The organism is Amycolatopsis lexingtonensis, from assembly GCF_014873755.1.
Lineage (GTDB): Bacteria > Actinomycetota > Actinomycetes > Mycobacteriales > Pseudonocardiaceae > Amycolatopsis > Amycolatopsis lexingtonensis.
In genome coordinates, this window is the sequence record NZ_JADBEG010000001.1 from 1193352 (window position 1) to 1210109 (window position 16758).

Consider the following 16758-nt stretch of genomic DNA (forward strand, 5'->3'; position numbering starts at 1 on the left):
TCACGCGGCCAGGTCGCGTCGCCGGAATCCCGCCACGGTCACGGCGGCGAGCACGGCAGTGGTGAGCACGGCGACCAGCACCGCGGCCAGGGAAACGCCGGTGCGGAGCGGATCATGGCCGATGTACTGGTAGAACGGCGAGATCTTCTGCGCGGGCCTCAGCCAGGACACGATGGGGCCCAAGCCGTTGAGCACGTACGCGACGACGGCCACGACGGCCGGGATCGCGCGGCTGGCGGTCCCGTGCCCGGTCAGGCCCCCGATGGCCGCGGCGAGCGCGCCGAAGACCAGTGCGAGCAGCGTCATGTGGAGCATCGCGGCCGCGACGTGACCGATGGGCAGCGTCAGACCGGCCAGGCGGCCTTCGAGCACGAGGGCCAGGCCGGTGACCAGGCCGAGCAGAACTGTGCCCACCACGAGCGCGGCGAGCTTCTCCAGCACGACCCGGGTCCGGCTGACCGGGTTGGCCATCAGGAGCTCGAGGGTGTGCCGGTCCTCCTCGCCCGCGACGCCCGCCGCACCCGTGGTGATCGCGTAGATCAGCAACAGCATCGGCCCCATGAACGACAGCAGCTCAACCTGCACGTACCCGGTGGGCGTGGACATGTCGGCGCCGGACGCGGCGAACAGCGCGCGCATGGCTTCGGGGATGTTCTGCAGGAACTGGCCCATGGACGGCTGGTCGCGGATGCTGGGCCACAGCGCCACGTACATCGCCACGAGCAGGACAAGGCTCACCGACCACGCGAGCAGGCCGCGTCGCTGGTCGTGCAGGGTCTTGAGCAGGATGTCACGCAGCATCGCCGGTCCCGGGTCCGTAGTAGGTCAGGAACGTCTCTTCCAGGTCGGCCTCGACGCACTCGAAGTCCAGGAGGCGGTGCTGAGCGATCCGCTTCACGAGCGCGTCGAGGGCGGCCTCGGGCGCCCCGCAGGTGAGGACCCCGCCGTCGACGGCGACGTCACGCACGCCGGGCACCGCGGCGAACACGGCCGCCGGGACGTCGTCGGCGAACCGGGCGCGGACGTGGTGCAGGGACTTCGCGCGCAGGTCGTCGACGCGGTCCACGGTGACCAGCCGGCCGGCCCGCAGCACCCCGATCCGGTCGGCGACCCGCTGCACCTCGGCGAGGACGTGTGAGGAGAACAGCACGCTGCCGCCGGTGGTCGTGTGTTCGCGCAGCAGGGCGTGGAACTCGTGCTGCACCAAGGGGTCCAGGCCACTGCTGGGCTCGTCGAGAATCAGGACGCGGGGCGCGGACATCAGGGCCAGCACCACGGCCAGCTTCTGCCGGTTGCCCTTCGACAGCGACCGGGCGGGCCGGTCCAGGTCGAGGTCGAGCCGGTCGGCCAGGACCTCTGCCCGTTTCCCGGTCGGGTCGCCGCGCAGGTGCCCGAAGTAGGTGACGTGCTGGCGGCCGGTCAACCGGTCGTACAGTCTCGTGTCACCCGGTACGTACCCGACGGCCCGGTGCACGGCCACGGCGTCCCGCCACGAGTCCGCCCCGGCCACTTCGGCGGTGCCGGCGGTCGGCCGGATCATGCCCATCAGCAGGCGCAGCGTCGTCGTCTTCCCGGCCCCGTTGGGGCCAAGGTAGCCGAACACCTCACCCGGTCCGATTTCGAAGCTCACGTCGCGCAGGGCTTCGGTCCGGCCGTAGACCTTGGTGAGGCCTTCGACCCGGATCACCGTTTCGCCGGCCATCGCTCCAGGATGTCCGCGCCGGCCGCTGGGCGCGTAGGGAATCGCGGCCCGCACGCGGCGGCGAAGGTCCTCGGTTCGGGTGACCTAGGCCCCTGGCTCCCATCGAGGCAGGCGTTCCGGAGCGAAGGTAAAGCATTGCTCATTGAGGGTCGCCTTCGCAGCGGACCGGATCACCGGCGTGGTCCACTGGAGCGATGGCGGAGATCGATGACGGCGAGCTGGATCCCCACGGTGCCGAGCCGCACGGTGACGTCGGTGGGAAGCTGAACTGGTTGCGGGCCGGGGTGCTCGGGGCGAATGACGGGATCGTGTCGGTGGCGGGGCTCGTCGTCGGCGTGGCCGGTGCGACGGCCGACCGCACCACGATCCTCACGGCCGGCATCGCCGGGCTGGTCGCCGGGGCGTTTTCCATGGCGGGTGGCGAATACGTTTCGGTGAGCACTCAGCGCGACACCGAACACGCTATGCTCCGGCTGGAAAAGCACGAGCTGAGGACCATGCCGGAGGCCGAGGAGCAGGAGCTGGCCGGCATCTACGAAGGTAAGGGCCTTTCTCCGGAGCTGGCCCGGCAGGTCGCCCGCGAACTGACCGAAAAGGACGCCTTCCAGGCGCACGCGGAGGCCGAGCTGGGCATCGATCCGGACAACCTGACCAGTCCGTGGCAGGCGGCGTGGGCATCGCTGGCGGCGTTTTCGGTCGGCGCGCTGCTGCCGTTGCTCGCCATCGTCTGGACCGGTGTCTCCCTCCGGGTGTGGGCCTGTGCCGCCGCGGCCGTCATCGGCTTGACGCTGACCGGGTGGATCAGTGCAAGGCTCGGCAACGCGAAGGAGGGCCGCGCGATCCTGCGCAACGCCGGCGTCGGTGCCCTCACCATGGTCGTGACGTACTTCGTCGGCGTCCTGTTCGGAGTCACCGTCGGCTGACGTCGGCGAGGGGCTTCGCCGTTCGGGAACCGTCCGAGGACTTCCCGTGCCTGACCAGGGTCAGCAGCGCGTGGGCCGCTCAGCTCACCCTGCCTGGCTGGGGACCGGCGAAGCAGGAGATTGAACGTGACCACCAACAACCTGCGGGTCAACCCGATCACGAATCGGCGCCGGTGACCCGGTCACCGGCCGACCTGGCTGCGGTGACGGGCGGCTGCGAGCCGAGCTTCGGCGCGTTACCGGCTTCCGGTCGGCTCCACAGGCGACTCAACGCGAAGCGGCCCGGGCCGACGAAGGCGACGAGCAGCAGAGCCCAGCAGAACAACGCCGCGGCCTCCCCGCCGTTCTGGATCGGCCACAACCCGTGTGGTGAATGCGCGGTGAAATACGCATAAGCCATCGAACCCGAACCCAGAACGGCGGCCGGACGAGTGGCTACCCCGATCAGGACCAGTCCACCGCACACCAGCTGGATCGCCGCGGCCCACCAGCCGGGCCACTGCGCGACCGGAGTCGCCGCGTTCGCACCGAACAAGCCGAACAGGCTTTTCAAGCCGTGGCAGGCGAACAAGAAACCGATTGCGATCCGGTACAACCCGACGACGTGTTCGCGAGCTGGGTCGAGACGCAGCATTTGCCCTCCTGCTGTCACGGTTCGCGGGCACGCTGAAGCGCCCGCACAAACGGGGGAGGAGAATCGGGGTTCCGATTCCTGGAATTCTTGACCCGGTGGTCATCAACGGGAAGCAGCTTGATCAGGTATACCGCTGACGCCGGAGGTCGGGGACCCGACGAAAGTCGCACTCGCGTGAAGTCTTACCGACCTCTTACCGGGTGCGTGACATCGCGTCGGCCGACCTGATGCACTCGTTGCGCCGACCGGCCGCGTCCGGTCGTTCGCAGCCGTGGCCGGTTCACGGGGCTCGGTGTCCTTGGTGGCCGATGACGGTTCCGGCGAACCGGTCTGTTGTTCGTTCGGCAGTGCGCACGGGGCGGTGGCGAACCCGGTGAGATCGAGCGGGTCACCGGGGATCGGCGGAGCCAGCCGTTGTGGTCCGGTAGTGCCTGCGGAGCTCGCAGATCCGGACGGTGTCCGCGTGGGGCGAGGGCGTTCAGGGCGATCTCGCGCGCCTGCGCGTCCTCGTCGTCGGCGCCGTCGGGCTCGACCTCGCGATCCGCCTTGTCCAGGCGGGCATTCAGAACGTCGCGTCAATGGACTTCGACACGGTCGAGAAGCTCAACCTCGACCGCCTGATCACGGCGACGCGGCAAGACGCCCGCCTGGTCCGAAGCAAGAAGGATTCGACCTCAGCCTGTGCGAACCGGCTGGGGAGCAGATCGCCCTCGACTACGACGTCATCTTCAGCTGCGTAGACCGGCCCTGGCCACGCGCGGTCCTCAACCAAATCGCCCATGCCGACCTCATCCCGGTCGTCGACGGCGGCCTGGCCATCGTGCCCTTCCCCGACCAGGGCATGCGCAACGCCACTTGGCGGACGCACGTCGCCACGCCCGGCAGGCCGTGCCTGCAGTGCATCGGGCAGATCGACGGCGCACAGGTCGCCGCGACCGCGAAGGGTTGTTCGACGACGACGCCTACATCAAGAACGCGGGCCTCGAGGTACCCGCCCGCGAGTCGCCGAGCGGGCCGGGAGGACCATTCGGTGGCGTGGCGTTCGCTCGACCCGGAGGATCGCGAGCCCGCGTCGTTCTGGACTTGCGTGGTGACGGCGCTCCGGACGGCGGTGCCCGGCGTGGGGTCGGGTGCGCTGGAGCGCATCCATGCCGACCGACGCATGCTGACCTCGCTCCCGAACGAGCCCTGATATCCGTGGCGGCCGTCGACCCTCCCGGCCGCACTGGCGAGACACCGGAGTGACCCACCCGGCGGCACGTGCGCCGCCGCCGGACTGGCAGAGGTCCTGGGAATCGGTGACTTCCGGCCATGGCGGTGGCCTTGATCGCGGGCTTGGCTGGGAACAGGTCGCCGGATGACGGCCGTTTCCCTGCACTCCGGGACTGGAAATGGCGCACCGAACGGGCACCGGGACACCCCGGCCGATCGTGGCCGTGGCGGCGGCTCGATGGGCGGCGGACGAGGCCTGCCACGGTGACCTTCCGCTCCGGTTGGTGCACGCGGTGTCCCAGCCGGCGATGGCCCATTGCGCCGCCGAGCTGCCGGCCGAGTTCTCGGCCGCCCTGGAATCGGACGGGCGCCGCCGGCGCGGCGAGGCGCGGAACGCGGTCGTGGACGGCCGGCCCGATCTCGCGGTGGAGCTCGACCTGGCGGCCGGCGCTCCGGTCGCGAGCCTGGTCGAAGTGTCCGGTGCCGCCCGGCTGGTCGTCGTCGGGTCTGTCGGGCTGGGCGGCCTTCCCGGAATTCTCGCCGGCTCCACCGCGATCGCCCTCGTCACCCAGGGACACTGCCCGGTGGCGGTGGTCCGAGGCGACCCGGGTGCCCCGGCCGGGCCGGTGGTCGTCGGGGTCGACGACTCGGTGCGCAGTGACTCGCGATCGCCACGGCCTTCGAGGCGGCGGCGTCACGGCACGCGGACCTCGTCGTGGTGCACGCGTGGCTGTGGTTCACCTCCGACAGCGCCTACGCCCACGCCCGGCGGTACATCCCGGCGTTGGAAGACCTCGAGCTCCGCGCGCGTGCGTCGCTGGCCGAGCGGCTCGACCGCGGCCGGGAGAAATATCCCGGCGTCGCGGTGCGGTGCCTGCCGGAGTACTCGGCGGACGCGCAGCTGCCGGTGGTCGGCAGTCAGGGGCAGCGGGGCTTCGCCGGGATGGTGCCGGGGCCGATCAGCCAGGCCCTGCTCTACCACGCGACCTGTCCGTTGCTCGTGGTACGGCCCGCGGCCGCGGACTCGTCGTGAACCGCCGGAGCACTTCGGCGGCCGGGATCCGCTTACGATGGGAGTTTTGTCATGAATGGCTGGGTCATCGCCGCGATCGTTGTGGTCGTGCTGCTTCTGCTGGGTTTGTCGATCAGGATCGTGAAGCAGTACGAGAAGGGGGTGTTGTTCCGGCTGGGCCGGGTCGTCGGGGTGCGTGAGCCGGGGTTGCGGTTGATCATCCCGGTCGTCGATGTGCTGCGGCGGGTGTCGCTGCGGATCGTGACGATGCCGATCCAGTCGCAGGGCATCATCACCCGCGACAACGTCAGCGTGGACGTTTCGGCGGTGGCGTACTTCCGGGTGGTGGACGCGACGAAGTCGGTGGTCGCGATCGAGAACGTGTATGCGGCGATCGACCAGATCGCGCAGACGACGTTGCGGAAGGTCGTCGGGCAGCACACCCTCGACGAGACACTGTCCGAAACGGACGCCATCAACTCCGACATCCGCCAGATCCTCGACGTCACCACGACCGAGTGGGGCGTGGAGGTCACGTTGGTGGAGCTGAAGGACATCCAGCTGCCGGAGTCGATGAAGCGCGCGATGGCCAAGCAGGCCGAGGCCGAGCGGGAGAAGCGAGCCAAGATCATCAACGCCGAAGGCGAGGCCCGGGCCGCGGCGGCGCTGGGTGATGCGTCGGACACGATGATGGCGCATCCGCTGGCGTTGCAGCTGCGGAACCTGCAGAGCCTGGTGGAGATCGGCGTGGACAAGAACACGACCGTCGTGTTCCCGGCGCCGTTGATGAGCACGATCGGCGAGCTCGGGACGTTCCTGGCGCGCGAGGCCGCGTCGGCCACCGCCGCGGTTCCGGTCCAGGCCAACGGCGCATCGGTCCCGACCTCGGCATGACGCACTCACGGGTCATCAGGAGAAGGAAGAGGATGGATATGGAAACCGTTTATGTGTCCCGCTACGAGCAGCGCGTGAAGCTCGTCGAGGACGTGGTGAAGGACAATTCGCCCTTGTCGGCCGAAGAAGCGCGCGCGCTGGCCATCCGGCTGCTGCGGACGCTCGAGGAGATTCCCGAAAAGGTCCGCTGAGGGGCTGTCATGGGAAACGAGACGCTCGTGAAGACGAGGTCGGAGCATCGGACGTCGCGGCTGTCGGTGAAGCCGGCCGGTTCTCCCGCCGGTTTCGTGGACGGCGCCTGGTGGCCGCGGACGCCCGACCTGGCCGCCGAGCTGCCGGACCTGCTCGCCGCCCTGGCCGGCCGGCTGGGCGACGCCGAGCGGGTCACCTACAACCTCACGGCCTGGGAACCGCCGGGACGCCGGCTGACCATCGGGGGCCGGTTGGTGCGCCTGGAAGGGTTCCGCTCGCAGCACCCGGCCACCCTGACGGTGATCGGGCCCGGCGGCCGGCGGCGGCTCACGCTGCTGACGGTGCCGCCCGGGACGGAAGCCGGGATCGCCGGGCAGGTGCTGAGGACGGCCTCGGAGCCGGGCAACGTCGAGACCCCCGAGGCACTGCTGGGTGCCGACGGCATGGCGTTCGCGCGGCAGCGGTGGGAAGCGGAAGGCGGCCGCCTGCGGGCACCGGCCTGAACCACGATCGGGAGGTCGAATCATGGACTCTGTCGCGTCTTCGACTCAGCGGGAGTCGGGCCCGAGGCAGGGAAGCGAATACGCTGAACTACCGGACATCATCAAGGAAGCCGGGCTGCTGAGACGCCGTCCGGTGCGCTACGCGGTGAAGGGCAGCCTGACGTTGCTGGCCTTCACCGGCGCCTGGGTGGCTTTCGCTCTGCTGGGTGACACCTGGTGGCAGTTGTTCACCGCGGCGTTCCTGGCCGTTGCGTGCACGCAGATCGCGTTCCTGGGGCATGATGCCGGGCACAAGCAGATCTTCCCCCGCCGCCGGGCGAACGCCGCACTGGCGTTCACCTCGCGGCAAAGCCGCGCGAAGCGGGGTTTCCCGGGCTGGATGGCGAAGTACCAGGCGTTCCGGTGGGTGGAGGCAACCCTGCTGGCGACGCACATCGTCGGCTACCTGACCGCGGTTTTCCTGGTCCTTTCGCCCGGTAAGGCGTTGGTGTTCATCGCGGTGCACCAGGGGCTGTGGGGTCTGTACATGGGGTGTTCCTTCGCCCCGAATCACAAGGGCATGCTGACGTTGACCGAGGGGCACCCTCTGGACTTCCTGCGCGAGCAGGTCCTCACCTCCCACAACGTGACCGGTGGCCGCTGGGTCGACTTCGCGTTCGGCGGGCTGAACTTCCAGATCGAGCACCATCTGTTCCCCGGCATGCCGCGGCCCACGCTGCGCCGCGCCCAGCCGCTCGTGCAGGCGTTCTGCGTCAGCCGGGGGATCAACTACAGCGAGGGCGGCCTGCTGGTGTCCTACGGCCAGATCCTGCGCTACCTACACGAGGTCGGCGCACCCCTGCGCGCCGACGACGCGCGGAAGAAAGGCCGTGCGGCAAGTCAGTGACACGAACGTGGTCCGAAGCGAGGCGTGGTCCCGCTGCGGAGGCCAGCGGCTCTCCGGCCGAGGTGACGACCGGAGGCCGCCTGGCCGGGCATGAGGTTTTCCGGGCGCGAGCCCGTTGACCATCGCACGTGTGGCGGAAGTCCTCCGCTGCGCAAGGAGGTTGTCATCATGATGATCCTGGTCGTCGTCCTGCTGGTGCTCTGGCTGATCACGGCCGTCATCGGCTTTGCGTTCAAGGGCTTGGTCTGGCTGGCCATCATCGGCATCGTGCTGTTCGTCGGCACTGCCGTCATCGGGTTCGTCCGCCGCAAGGCACTTCGTCGTTGACCGAGGGGAGAGAACGTGGCTTGGCGAGCACCTGAGGACGAGAGCTGGCGGCGGAGCACCCTGATCACCCATCATCGGGATCACCCGCCGCAGGTCAAGGCCCTCACCGACGAGCTGTACGCGACGCTGTCCGAGAACGGGCGCCGCGACTACGAAAACATGATTGCGGCGGAGTACGCCGGCCCCGGCGAGCGGGTCGAGCACCACCGGTGCGGTGACGGCGTGCTTACGATGATCGCCGAGCCCATCCGCGGCACCGGGGCGATGCGGCTGACACATCTGGTCTACGGCGGCTGCACCACCCACCAGATCCGGCAGGACCTGGTGGCTCGCGGCCTGGGATCGCTGGCCATCACGCGGGTGTACCCGCCGGAGGCCACTTTGCCCGAGGACGACGGCTAGGTCCCAGGGGGACCGAAGTCCCTTTGGGACGGCATTCACCGCTGGGTGAAGAGTGCGTGCGTCCAGGCCTGGTCGTCGAGGATCGTTCGTGCCAGGTCGGGCAGGTTCGGTTCGACGCGGCTGCCGGCCGCGTCGACGACAGTGGCGACGTCGCGCAGCTTGACGTTGGCGTGCTGGGAGATCTCGCGCAAGGCGGTGAACGCCTCGTCGGTGCTCCAACCGTGGATCAGCATGAACATGCCTTTGGCTTGTTCGATGACGGGCTGGGTGTCCAGCGCGTCCCTGAGCTGGTCGCGCTCAAGCGCGACGGCGTTCGAGTCGTTGTCAATCCCCATGCACCGAACCCAACCGCACTGTCGGCTGTTGCGCTGAGCGCAACCTGACGGGAGGGACTGGCAAGCTGCCATTGCCGGTCGTCACATTCTGCCGCTCGGCTTGACAGGGCGGGTCTCCGTCTCGCAATGTCCCAACAAGTGTTCGATGAATGTTCGGGTGCGCTCGTGTCTTCCCCGCGGGTGTCTCCGGTGCGTGTTCGTGGTGCTGGAGGTGCGTGGTGGCGGTGCCGGAGGCGGTGGCCGGGCTCGCGGGATCCCAGGTGTCCGTACGGCCGCCGAGCTGAAGCAGCCGAGCTCCGAGGCGCCGGCCGCCGCCGGATCGCTACCGGTCACGCCCGCACTCGCGGAGCTGCTACCGGGCGGCGGGCTGCGGCGTGGCACCACCCTGTCGGTCTCGGGCTCGACCGCCCTGGTTCTGGCGCTGCTCGCCGAGGCGACGCAGCAAGGCTCGGGGTCAGCGATCGCCGGGATGCCGGAGCTCGGGGTCACCGCGGCCGCCGAGCTCGGTATCGACCTGGACCGGTTCGCACTCGTGCCGAACCCTGGAGCCGGGGTTGTCGCGGTCGTGTCGGCGTTGATCGACGGGTTCGACCTGGTTGTCCTGGGCCTGGGCGCCGTGCGAGGAGTCCAGCCGCAGCTGGCCCGCAAGCTGGCCGGGCGGGTTCGCAACCGGGGTGCGGTGCTGATCACCGCCGGTGCGTCGCCGGGAGTCGACCTTGAGCTGCACGTCTCGCGACGCAAGTGGCGTGGCCTGACTGACGACAGGTTCGGCCACCTGGAGTACCGCGATGTCGTCGTCACCAGGCGCGGCCGCGGCGGCGCAGCTCGTCCGCAGACCGTCGCCCTCAAGCTGCCCGGCCCGGGCGGTGCGGCCGCCGCGGGCCGTCCGCTCGCCCGGCGCGGCCTGACTGAGGCCGCCGGATGAACCTTCCGCCTCGGCCGTGCACTACCGAGCAGCAGCGTCTCGCCTGATGATCGGCGATCAAGCCGGCGGCGCGGTCCGATCGGGCGCGCGCCGGGAGTTCGGCGAGCTGATTCCGCTTCGGCCATCGTCCGGCCAGCCGGCCACCTGCTTGCGCGGGCATTGGCTGAACCTCGATCTCTATGACAAGCTCGCGCCCTACAGCCATCGCTACCGGCTCCACGCCACCCTTTGCGAGGTCTTCCGCTCGGACGAGGCCTGCAACCCGTCCAAGCGGCGACTCGCCGAATGGGCTCACCTCGACGTCACGAGCCCGCGGGCGTTCGACCCGGCGTTCGGCGACGGACTCCTGCTCATCGTCCGCGCGCCACCGCCCGGGACGCTGGCCAGCCAGATCGACCTCCACCTCGACCGTGCGCAATTCGCGACCACGACGCTCAGCATCTGCGTCCCGTGCCGGGCCGCCACCCTCGACTACGTCCACGTCGCCGCGGGCTACCGGCTGCTCGGCTACGGCGGCACGCTCGTCGCGGCCGCCGTGGCCCGCGCTCCCGGTTACCGGTGGACCGCCCCGCTACCCGACGGACCGGTGGCCCAGTCGTTCCGGGCGCGCATCGCCATGCGCCGCGCCGAACCACCGTGCATCCACCGCGGTGACGGCGACGTCAGGCGGTAAGAGCCGGGGGAGTATCGGGGAACCGGCCATCAAGGAGCGACTGGACGAGCTCCGGCAGCTCGGCCGGGAGCAGCCTGTCCACGCACGCGGCCAGCGCGGTCGCCGGCCACCAGCGTCGTTCGATGAGGCCGGCGCGTTCGTTGGCGGTGTGCCGGAGGGCGACCTGCGGTGCGTCGTGGTCGGTGTGGGCGAGGTAGACGTGGTCGAGGCGGTGGTGGTCGCGGTCGCGGTAGGTGAAGCGGCTTTCGCGGGTCCAGAGCTTGCGGCCGATCTCGTCGATGACGAGCCCGGTTTCCTCGGCGATTTCGCGGCGGGCGGTGTCCTCGAGCTTCTCGCCGGGGTCCTGCCCGCCGCCGGGGAGTTCCCACCAGTGGTGGCCGGGGTCGTCGGGGTCGCGGGCGTGGATGAGCAGGACTTCGTCGTCGCGGTTGAGGAGCAGGACGCGGGCGCCGACCCGCAGGGCCGGTTCGCTGGCGGCGGTCATCCGGTGGGTCCTCGTGCTCGGCGGCTGGCGTGGCGGCCGGGCGCGAGTACCCCAGGTTCAGAAGAGCGTTGCCTCGTGGTCCGCGGCCGGGTCGGACGTTATCAGCGGCGTGGTCGCGGTCAGCGTCAGCTCGACGGCGAGTCCCGAATGGTCCGTCAGCGCCGGGTCGCCGTGGCGGGTGTCGTGGAGGTAGGAGCAGCTGGCCAGGTGCTCGATGAGCGGGGTGGCGGCGTGGGCGTGGTCGTAGCGGTAGCCGAGGTCGGCGCGACGGGCCCAGCTGTGCTCGACCGCGGTCGGGTGCAGCGCGCGGAAGGCGTCGGTGAGTCCGTGGCGCTGGGTCAGCTCGGTGTAGAAGGCGGTCTCGAACGGCGCGAACTGCCCCGGGTGGGGCGGTACGTGTCCGGGTTCGAGGACGTTGAGATCACCCAGAAGAAGGACGGGGACGTCGTCGGCGGTGGCGTCGTAGGCCTGGTGGAAGGCGTCGATCCAGGCGCGTTTGCGGGTGGTTTTCGCTTCGGTGGCGTCGCGGGAGGGGACGTAGGCGCCGAGGACGCGCACCGGTCCGCGGTCGGTGCGCACCACGATGCCGGCCAGTCGGGCCGGCAGGTAGGTCATTGCCGCGCCGATGGGGTCCACGGTGGACTCCAGCCGGGAGAGCAGCATGACGCCGCGTTCCTTGTCGGGGTGGTCGGGGTAGGTGACTGACCAGCCGGCGTCGCGGTAGGAGTCGGCGATGAGGTGGGTGCCGGGTCCGGAGCCGGTTTCGGTGAGCACGAAGACGTCCTCGGTGCGGCGGGCGAGCCAGTAGCGTTGGCGGCGGGCTCGTTCGAGGGCGGGGTTGCCGACGTTGAGCGTGAGGACGGTCAGGGGCATGCCGGGCTCTCCGTGAGGGTGCGGTGGATCAGGTCGACAATGGTGTCAGCTGTCATCTGGGGATCGGCGGCGCAGTCGATGACCTGGATGGGCCAGCCTTGGTCGTGCAGGAACGTGGTGGCGGCCAGGTAGCCGTAGGCTTCGCGGAAGCTGATCCCCGGAGGGCGTTCGAAACGGCTGTGTGTGCCGCGTGCGCGTAGCCGCCGTTCGACAACCGCCGGGGCTGCGCTGAGCGCGAACACGAGGTCGGGGCGGTAGACGCCGTGGTTGAGCGCCCAGACGACGTCGAGCGGGATCCCGTCCAATCGCTGCAGGACCAGCGACGATGCCACGTAGCGGTCGCAGAGCACGACCTTTCCGGCAGTCAGAGCCGGGAGGATTTCCGTGGCGAGCTGGTGATGCCGGTCGGCCGCGCAGAGACAGGCGAGAGCCATGTCGAGGTAGACGTCGGTGCCCTCCCGGGCAAGCTTGCCCAGGGAAGTACTGGATGGCTGGGTGGTCGCGTGGACGGGCACACCGTCGGCATCGAGCATGTCGGCGACGAGCTTGGTGATCGTGGTCTTGCCGACACCGCCGGGGCCTTCGAAGGTCACCAGCTTGCCGGGCAGGCGCGGTGCGGTCATGCGACGTCCAGCGGCAGCAGGCGGTGGTCCTCGGCGACGACAGGACACTGCTCAGTGTCGATGTCGCCGATGCGGCCGCCGCCGGCGACGACCGCGGCCGGGCAGCCTTTGCCGCACGCGGGTTCGAGGCTGCAGGCGGTGCAGGTCGGGTTCGCGCCGACGGTGAACCGGTCGTGGAAGCGGTAGTTGTCGAGGCGGGCGGCGAGGTCGCGGTCGGTGAAGATGTTGCCGACGATGAAATCGGTGTCGGGATGCTGCGAGATGGGGGTGCGGGCGGCGAAGACGAGGTAGGGGCAGACGGTGACCTCGCCCGGGGTGAAGACGTAGATGATCGTCCCCGCTTCGCAGCCGGCGAGTGGTTTGCGGTCGGTGTTGGGGAAGCGGATGTGGGCGATGTCGAGGTCGGGGCCGTCGAAGGGCGCGGTCAGTTCGAAGATCTCCTGCATGTGCATGGTCGTCTTGGCGAGTTTCCGCTGGGATTTCACGCCGCGGCCCATGCTGCCGAGCGGGTTGAGCAGGACGTAGCGGGCGCCGTTGGCGCGGGCGAACGCGCAGAGGCGGACGTACTCCTCGTTGGCGGCCAAGCTGTTCGGCGTGCACAGCAGCCCCTGCAGCAGACCGGCCGCGGCCAGCTTGCGGACGTTTGTCACGGTGACGTCGAAGGAGGCGCGGTCGCCGCGGAAGAGGCCGTGGGAGTCGGCTGCGAATCCGTCGAGGGAGACGTTGACGTGGACTCCGGCCTCGGCGAGCTGGCGGATCAGCGTGTCGTCCAGCTCGGTGGCGTTGGTGCAGATGCCGACGTCGATGCCGGCGTTGCGGAAGGCGTACACGATGCCGAGGAAGTCGGGGTGGATGGTCGGCTCGCCGCCGGTCAGCGTTACCCGCCGGACGCGGGCGTCGGCGAGGCGGGGGACGACCTTCTTCACGATCTCTGTGAGGGGCATGTCCTTGCCGTGCTTGGTGGCGGAGACGAAGCAGTGCGCGCAGCGCAGGTTGCACCGCTCGGTGATCTGGACGAGCGCCTTGCGGTACGGGGTGTCGACGGTGGTGCGGAAGTAGCAGCTCGATGCCTGCTCGGCGACGGCGATCGGACGGACGGTCATCGTTCGGTCCTCCAAGTCGGGCGAGCGGGCGGCGGTGAACCGAGTAGACCACCCAGTGCTCGCGTGGACAACAATTAAGCTTGAAATGCTCGAAAGAAAATTACAGAGCATTCTGACTACACTTGCTCGAACTAGAACTGGAACTATCCGAGTGGAAAACAAGTGAGGAGACGCTGGTGACGGACTCGGAGGTCGCCGAGTTGCTCGGCTTCCCGGCAGAGCTGCTCGACACCAGCCTCGATCAGCTGCGGACGCTGGCACTCGTCCGCGCGACCGGCAGCGCACAGCGCGCCGCCCGCGTGCTCCAGCGGTCGCAGTCCAGCGTGCAGAAGCAGCTCGACACGCTGAACGACGCGGCGATGCGGCTGATGGGCGAGGCGCTCGTCGCGAAGCAGGGCCGCGGGAAGGATTTCCTGTTCACTGGCTCCGGGGACGAAGTCGTCGCGCTCGCCGTGACTACGCTGCGGTCCTGGACTGAACGCGTTCACGGCGCTCGTCGGCGGGTCGGGTCCACCATCACGGTGGGCACCACCGAGTTCACGGTCGAGTTCCTCGGCGAGGTCTGGCCGCAGCTGCGTGACACCTTCGAACGCCGGGGCATCCAGCTCAAGATCGAGCACGTCCGGACCCGCGACCTCCGGGCCAAGCTGGATGCCGAGCAGGTCGATCTCGTGTGCGGCTCGTTCGCCGCTGAGCGCGGCCGCGGTCCGGACGTGCCCCACGACTTCCTCGAGTGGCACCGCGAACGCGTCGCGCTGCTGACCAACCTGAGCGCGCGCGAGCTCCCCGACCGGCCGGTCGCGCGCGGCGCCCTCGCAGAGCTGCCGCTGCTCACGCCGACCGCGGGACTTCTCGCTGACTTCCTCACCCGCTGGTACGGCCCGGAGTACCGGGGCAAGCTCCGCGTGGTCGCCGACATCGACGCGCTCAACTACGGCCTCAACCTGCTGAGCAGCCGGCTGATGTTCGGCTGCCTGCTCACGACCGAGCGGGTCGCCGACGCCGCCGTCGAGGGCCGGTTGCCCGGTGCGAACCTGCGCAAGATCGAGCTCGGTGCGGGCTACGACCCGGAGCTCGAAATCGTCACGGGGATCTTCGCCCGCGCCGGGGAACGGCAGCGGTACGCGACCGATCATCCGCTCAACTTGCTCTGGAACGCCTTCGCGGAAGCTGCTCCGGCCGGCCGCGGCGCTCAGCACGATTCACCCGGCGCGTAGGCAGCCGCCTTCTGGTGGAGCATCTTGAAGGTCGAGCGGTAGTGCGCAACCGTGGCCGGATCGGACAGGTAGATGGTCGCGTGCTCGTGCTTCAGGACAACGGTGAAGACCTTCTCGGCGGTCTCGTAGATCATGAAGGGTTCGATGGTCGATGCGCCGCGTGCCTCGGATGAAACGACGCGGGTCTCGATCCGTCTCCGGGTGCCCGGATCAGTGATCTCCTTGAGCTGGGCCTGCAAAACCTCAGGCGGAACGCTCTCCAAGGTCAATGCGGCCGCGCCCAGCACCAGGAAGTACCGGTGGTGGGGATTCCGATCCAGCTTTTGTGCCTGCCGGGTCAAGATTTCCTGGTCGACGTCGTCTGGCCGGGCGGCGCGCGCGCCCAGAACCGCGTGTGCGTAGTCGAACGTCTGCAGAGGCGCCGGGACGACCTTCGGCGCCCATGCGAACGTGCGAAGGGTGTAGCGGTCGTAGGCTTGCTGGAGGCTGGTTACGTCGGAGTCGAAGCTTTCGACGTACGTCGCGCGATCCGACTCCGCGTGAAGCCGGATCAGGAGCTGGCACTCGGTCGCCGCGATTTTGAGAAACCCGAAAATCCACCCCAGCCGCACCGCGGGAATCGGTCGTTCTCCCTTCTCCCAGCCGGAAAGAGTGGCCGGGCCGATGCCCATCTGCCGGGCCAGTTCGCGGAGGCTCAAGCCCCGATCGTTTCGGTGCTGTCGCAGCGCGCGGCCGAGGACGTAGAGACTGGGGTGGCTCAGGGATGCGTTGTCGATCATGCTGTCTGCCGGTCCGTGAGAACGAGATGGCTAGACGTCGTCACGATGCCCGCAGCGACGTCGGCGGCGTGGGACCTCAGGAGGTCCATCGGCTCTTCGAGCTGGTCGGCGACCTGATGCTGCTCGTCTGCTGGTGCGGTCCCGTCCTGCAATCGGCACGCGAGCGGGCCGATTCGCGCTTGGGTCGTGCGCAGCGCGTCGACGAGCTTGGACGTTTCGCGGGACATTCGGACTCCGGTCGATCGTGATGGTTCTGAAGTGGACAGACGGCGCAGCCCCGTGAGCACGCGGCAAAGGAACACGTACTCGGCGTCTTCCGCGAGCTTCAGGTCGGCTACGGAAGGCCATCGGACTTCGTTTGGTGCCATGGTGATTCACCCCGGGCGTAGCGCTCGCCTGTAGTTGGTGGCGGCGGTGTCGCGGTCGGCGACGCGACACCGCCGCCGGTCTGGGAAGTTATCCGCGCTCACTCACGTAGCTGATCGCGAGTTCCAGCGCGGCGTCATGGTCGGGCGAAGGCAAGGGAATACTGGTGACGTCGAGTTTTTCGGCGACGTGACGCGCCCAGCGATCCGCGAGACGGCGGAATCCTCCGTCGTTGTCGTCCTCGTGACCCGTGTCCGTCGCAAGCGTCGTTCGGAAGAGCAGGCTGTAGTTCGAACTGTGGTGCTGCACCAGGCCTTCGAGCTGTGCGATCTCAGCTTCGACAGGCTCTTCGCCACGGTGCTGTAGTGCGGCGCGGTAGTACGCCAGCGCGTCGGGGACGGCGCCGTTCGCCAAGATGACGTCGGCGTGCAGCCAGGCCTCCAGTTCATCGCTGATGCCCCTCGTGATGAACCACATCGTCGATGCCCAGGAATGGTTGTGGAGGATCGGTATCCCGAGCCGCTGCGCCCGCTCCACGAGAGCTGCGATCGTGGCGACTTGGAAGCCGTTCCGCCGGAGTTCCAGAGCCAAGCGGGAGACGAACGTGCTCTTGCCCGTCAGGTGCGGTCCCATGATCCCGATGGTCAGCGGTCGCTCGGCGACTCCGGGCATCATCGGATCCGTCCTTCCGCG

At 69.1% G+C, this 16758-nt stretch carries 23 protein-coding genes and 1 pseudogene; 13 read left to right on the top strand and 11 right to left on the bottom strand.

Annotation, left to right across the window (positions count from 1 at the left end; genetic code table 11):
* Together H4696_RS05780 and H4696_RS05785 are read right to left on the bottom strand one after the other, a co-directional pair.
* The gene (locus H4696_RS05780) at positions 1–801 is read right to left on the bottom strand and encodes an ABC transporter permease subunit (protein ID WP_086862241.1); all 801 of its coding nucleotides are present in this window, start codon (positions 799–801) and stop codon (positions 1–3) included.
* A complete protein-coding gene (locus H4696_RS05785) occupies positions 791–1702 on the bottom strand; it encodes an ABC transporter ATP-binding protein (protein WP_086862240.1) in 912 nt (303 codons plus the stop codon). Before H4696_RS05785 ends, H4696_RS05780 begins: the two co-directional genes overlap by 11 nt.
* A gap of 194 nt (positions 1703–1896) precedes the next feature.
* On the opposite strand from H4696_RS05785, the gene H4696_RS05790 reads away from it, so the two are divergent.
* Entirely contained in the window at positions 1897–2625 is a 729-nt protein-coding gene (locus H4696_RS05790) for a VIT1/CCC1 transporter family protein (protein ID WP_086862239.1), read from the top strand.
* Positions 2626–2782: 157 nt separating this feature from the next.
* Here H4696_RS05790 and H4696_RS05795 read toward each other — a convergent pair whose 3' ends face one another.
* Complete coding sequence (locus H4696_RS05795) at positions 2783–3259, bottom strand: DoxX family protein (protein WP_086862238.1); 477 nt, start codon at positions 3257–3259, stop codon at positions 2783–2785.
* 446 nt (positions 3260–3705) lie between these two features.
* On the opposite strand from H4696_RS05795, the gene H4696_RS05800 reads away from it, so the two are divergent.
* From H4696_RS05800 to H4696_RS05835, 9 genes and pseudogenes are all read left to right on the top strand, one after another.
* Positions 3706–3999 carry a ThiF family adenylyltransferase gene (locus H4696_RS05800; protein WP_276328938.1) on the top strand — a complete coding sequence of 98 codons (294 nt, stop codon included), beginning with the start codon at positions 3706–3708 and terminating at the stop codon, positions 3997–3999.
* 651 nt (positions 4000–4650) lie between these two features.
* Positions 4651–5058: pseudogene (locus H4696_RS51480) on the top strand (universal stress protein); the annotation flags it as partial.
* Between the two features lie 80 nt (positions 5059–5138).
* Entirely contained in the window at positions 5139–5504 is a 366-nt protein-coding gene (locus H4696_RS49820; RefSeq protein WP_086862236.1) for a universal stress protein, read from the top strand.
* 51 nt (positions 5505–5555) lie between these two features.
* Positions 5556–6377 (top strand): slipin family protein, encoded by an 822-nt coding sequence (locus H4696_RS05810; protein WP_086862235.1) that lies wholly within the window; start codon positions 5556–5558, stop codon positions 6375–6377.
* Positions 6378–6415: 38 nt separating this feature from the next.
* Positions 6416–6568 carry a DUF6307 family protein gene (locus tag H4696_RS05815; protein ID WP_192783149.1) on the top strand — a complete coding sequence of 51 codons (153 nt, stop codon included), beginning with the start codon at positions 6416–6418 and terminating at the stop codon, positions 6566–6568.
* Between the two features lie 27 nt (positions 6569–6595).
* On the top strand, positions 6596–7072 hold the full coding sequence (locus H4696_RS05820; RefSeq protein ID WP_338078654.1) for a DUF5994 family protein: 477 nt from the start codon (positions 6596–6598) through the stop codon (positions 7070–7072).
* Between the two features lie 22 nt (positions 7073–7094).
* Entirely contained in the window at positions 7095–7958 is an 864-nt protein-coding gene (locus H4696_RS05825; RefSeq protein WP_086862232.1) for a fatty acid desaturase family protein, read from the top strand.
* Between the two features lie 168 nt (positions 7959–8126).
* Positions 8127–8285 carry a hypothetical protein gene (locus H4696_RS05830; protein ID WP_158104355.1) on the top strand — a complete coding sequence of 53 codons (159 nt, stop codon included), beginning with the start codon at positions 8127–8129 and terminating at the stop codon, positions 8283–8285.
* 15 nt (positions 8286–8300) lie between these two features.
* Positions 8301–8687, top strand: coding sequence for a hypothetical protein (locus H4696_RS05835; protein ID WP_086862231.1), 387 nt, complete (start codon positions 8301–8303; stop codon positions 8685–8687).
* A gap of 35 nt (positions 8688–8722) precedes the next feature.
* On the opposite strand, the gene H4696_RS05840 is transcribed toward H4696_RS05835, so the two are convergent.
* Positions 8723–9022, bottom strand: a complete 300-nt coding sequence (locus H4696_RS05840; RefSeq protein WP_086862230.1) for an ANTAR domain-containing protein — start codon at positions 9020–9022, stop codon at positions 8723–8725.
* A 193-nt stretch (positions 9023–9215) separates the two neighbouring features.
* Between H4696_RS05840 and H4696_RS05845 the strand changes: the two genes are divergently transcribed.
* Complete coding sequence (locus H4696_RS05845; RefSeq protein ID WP_249027077.1) at positions 9216–9947, top strand: hypothetical protein; 732 nt, start codon at positions 9216–9218, stop codon at positions 9945–9947.
* 46 nt (positions 9948–9993) lie between these two features.
* Positions 9994–10620: a GNAT family N-acetyltransferase gene (locus tag H4696_RS05850; RefSeq protein WP_086862229.1), complete on the top strand. Its 627-nt coding sequence runs from the start codon at positions 9994–9996 to the stop codon at positions 10618–10620.
* On the opposite strand, the gene H4696_RS05855 is transcribed toward H4696_RS05850, so the two are convergent.
* From H4696_RS05855 to H4696_RS05870, 4 genes are read right to left on the bottom strand one after another with little or no spacing between them, the layout of a single operon-like run.
* The gene (locus tag H4696_RS05855; protein WP_086862228.1) at positions 10610–11104 is read right to left on the bottom strand and encodes an NUDIX hydrolase; all 495 of its coding nucleotides are present in this window, start codon (positions 11102–11104) and stop codon (positions 10610–10612) included. The genes H4696_RS05850 and H4696_RS05855 overlap by 11 nt on opposite strands.
* A 57-nt stretch (positions 11105–11161) precedes the next feature.
* Positions 11162–11977: an endonuclease/exonuclease/phosphatase family protein gene (locus H4696_RS05860; protein WP_086862227.1), complete on the bottom strand. Its 816-nt coding sequence runs from the start codon at positions 11975–11977 to the stop codon at positions 11162–11164.
* On the bottom strand, positions 11968–12600 hold the full coding sequence (gene tmk / locus H4696_RS05865) for a dTMP kinase (RefSeq protein WP_086862226.1): 633 nt from the start codon (positions 12598–12600) through the stop codon (positions 11968–11970). The genes H4696_RS05860 and tmk overlap by 10 nt, the downstream gene beginning before the upstream one ends.
* The gene (locus H4696_RS05870; protein ID WP_086862225.1) at positions 12597–13703 is read right to left on the bottom strand and encodes a radical SAM protein; all 1107 of its coding nucleotides are present in this window, start codon (positions 13701–13703) and stop codon (positions 12597–12599) included. The genes tmk and H4696_RS05870 overlap by 4 nt, the downstream gene beginning before the upstream one ends.
* Positions 13704–13879: 176 nt before the next feature.
* Between H4696_RS05870 and H4696_RS05875 the strand changes: the two genes are divergently transcribed.
* Positions 13880–14920 carry a LysR family transcriptional regulator gene (locus H4696_RS05875; protein ID WP_249027076.1) on the top strand — a complete coding sequence of 347 codons (1041 nt, stop codon included), beginning with the start codon at positions 13880–13882 and terminating at the stop codon, positions 14918–14920.
* Here H4696_RS05875 and H4696_RS05880 read toward each other — a convergent pair.
* The 3 genes from H4696_RS05880 to H4696_RS05890 form a co-directional block, all read right to left on the bottom strand.
* On the bottom strand, positions 14896–15699 hold the full coding sequence (locus H4696_RS05880) for a Scr1 family TA system antitoxin-like transcriptional regulator (RefSeq protein WP_086862224.1): 804 nt from the start codon (positions 15697–15699) through the stop codon (positions 14896–14898). The two genes, H4696_RS05875 and H4696_RS05880, sit on opposite strands and share 25 nt — an antisense overlap.
* Positions 15696–16067 carry a hypothetical protein gene (locus H4696_RS49825; protein WP_225955602.1) on the bottom strand — a complete coding sequence of 124 codons (372 nt, stop codon included), beginning with the start codon at positions 16065–16067 and terminating at the stop codon, positions 15696–15698. Before H4696_RS49825 ends, H4696_RS05880 begins: the two co-directional genes overlap by 4 nt.
* An 88-nt stretch (positions 16068–16155) precedes the next feature.
* Complete coding sequence (locus H4696_RS05890) at positions 16156–16740, bottom strand: hypothetical protein (RefSeq protein WP_086862222.1); 585 nt, start codon at positions 16738–16740, stop codon at positions 16156–16158.
* Between the last annotated feature and the right edge of the window lie 18 nt (positions 16741–16758).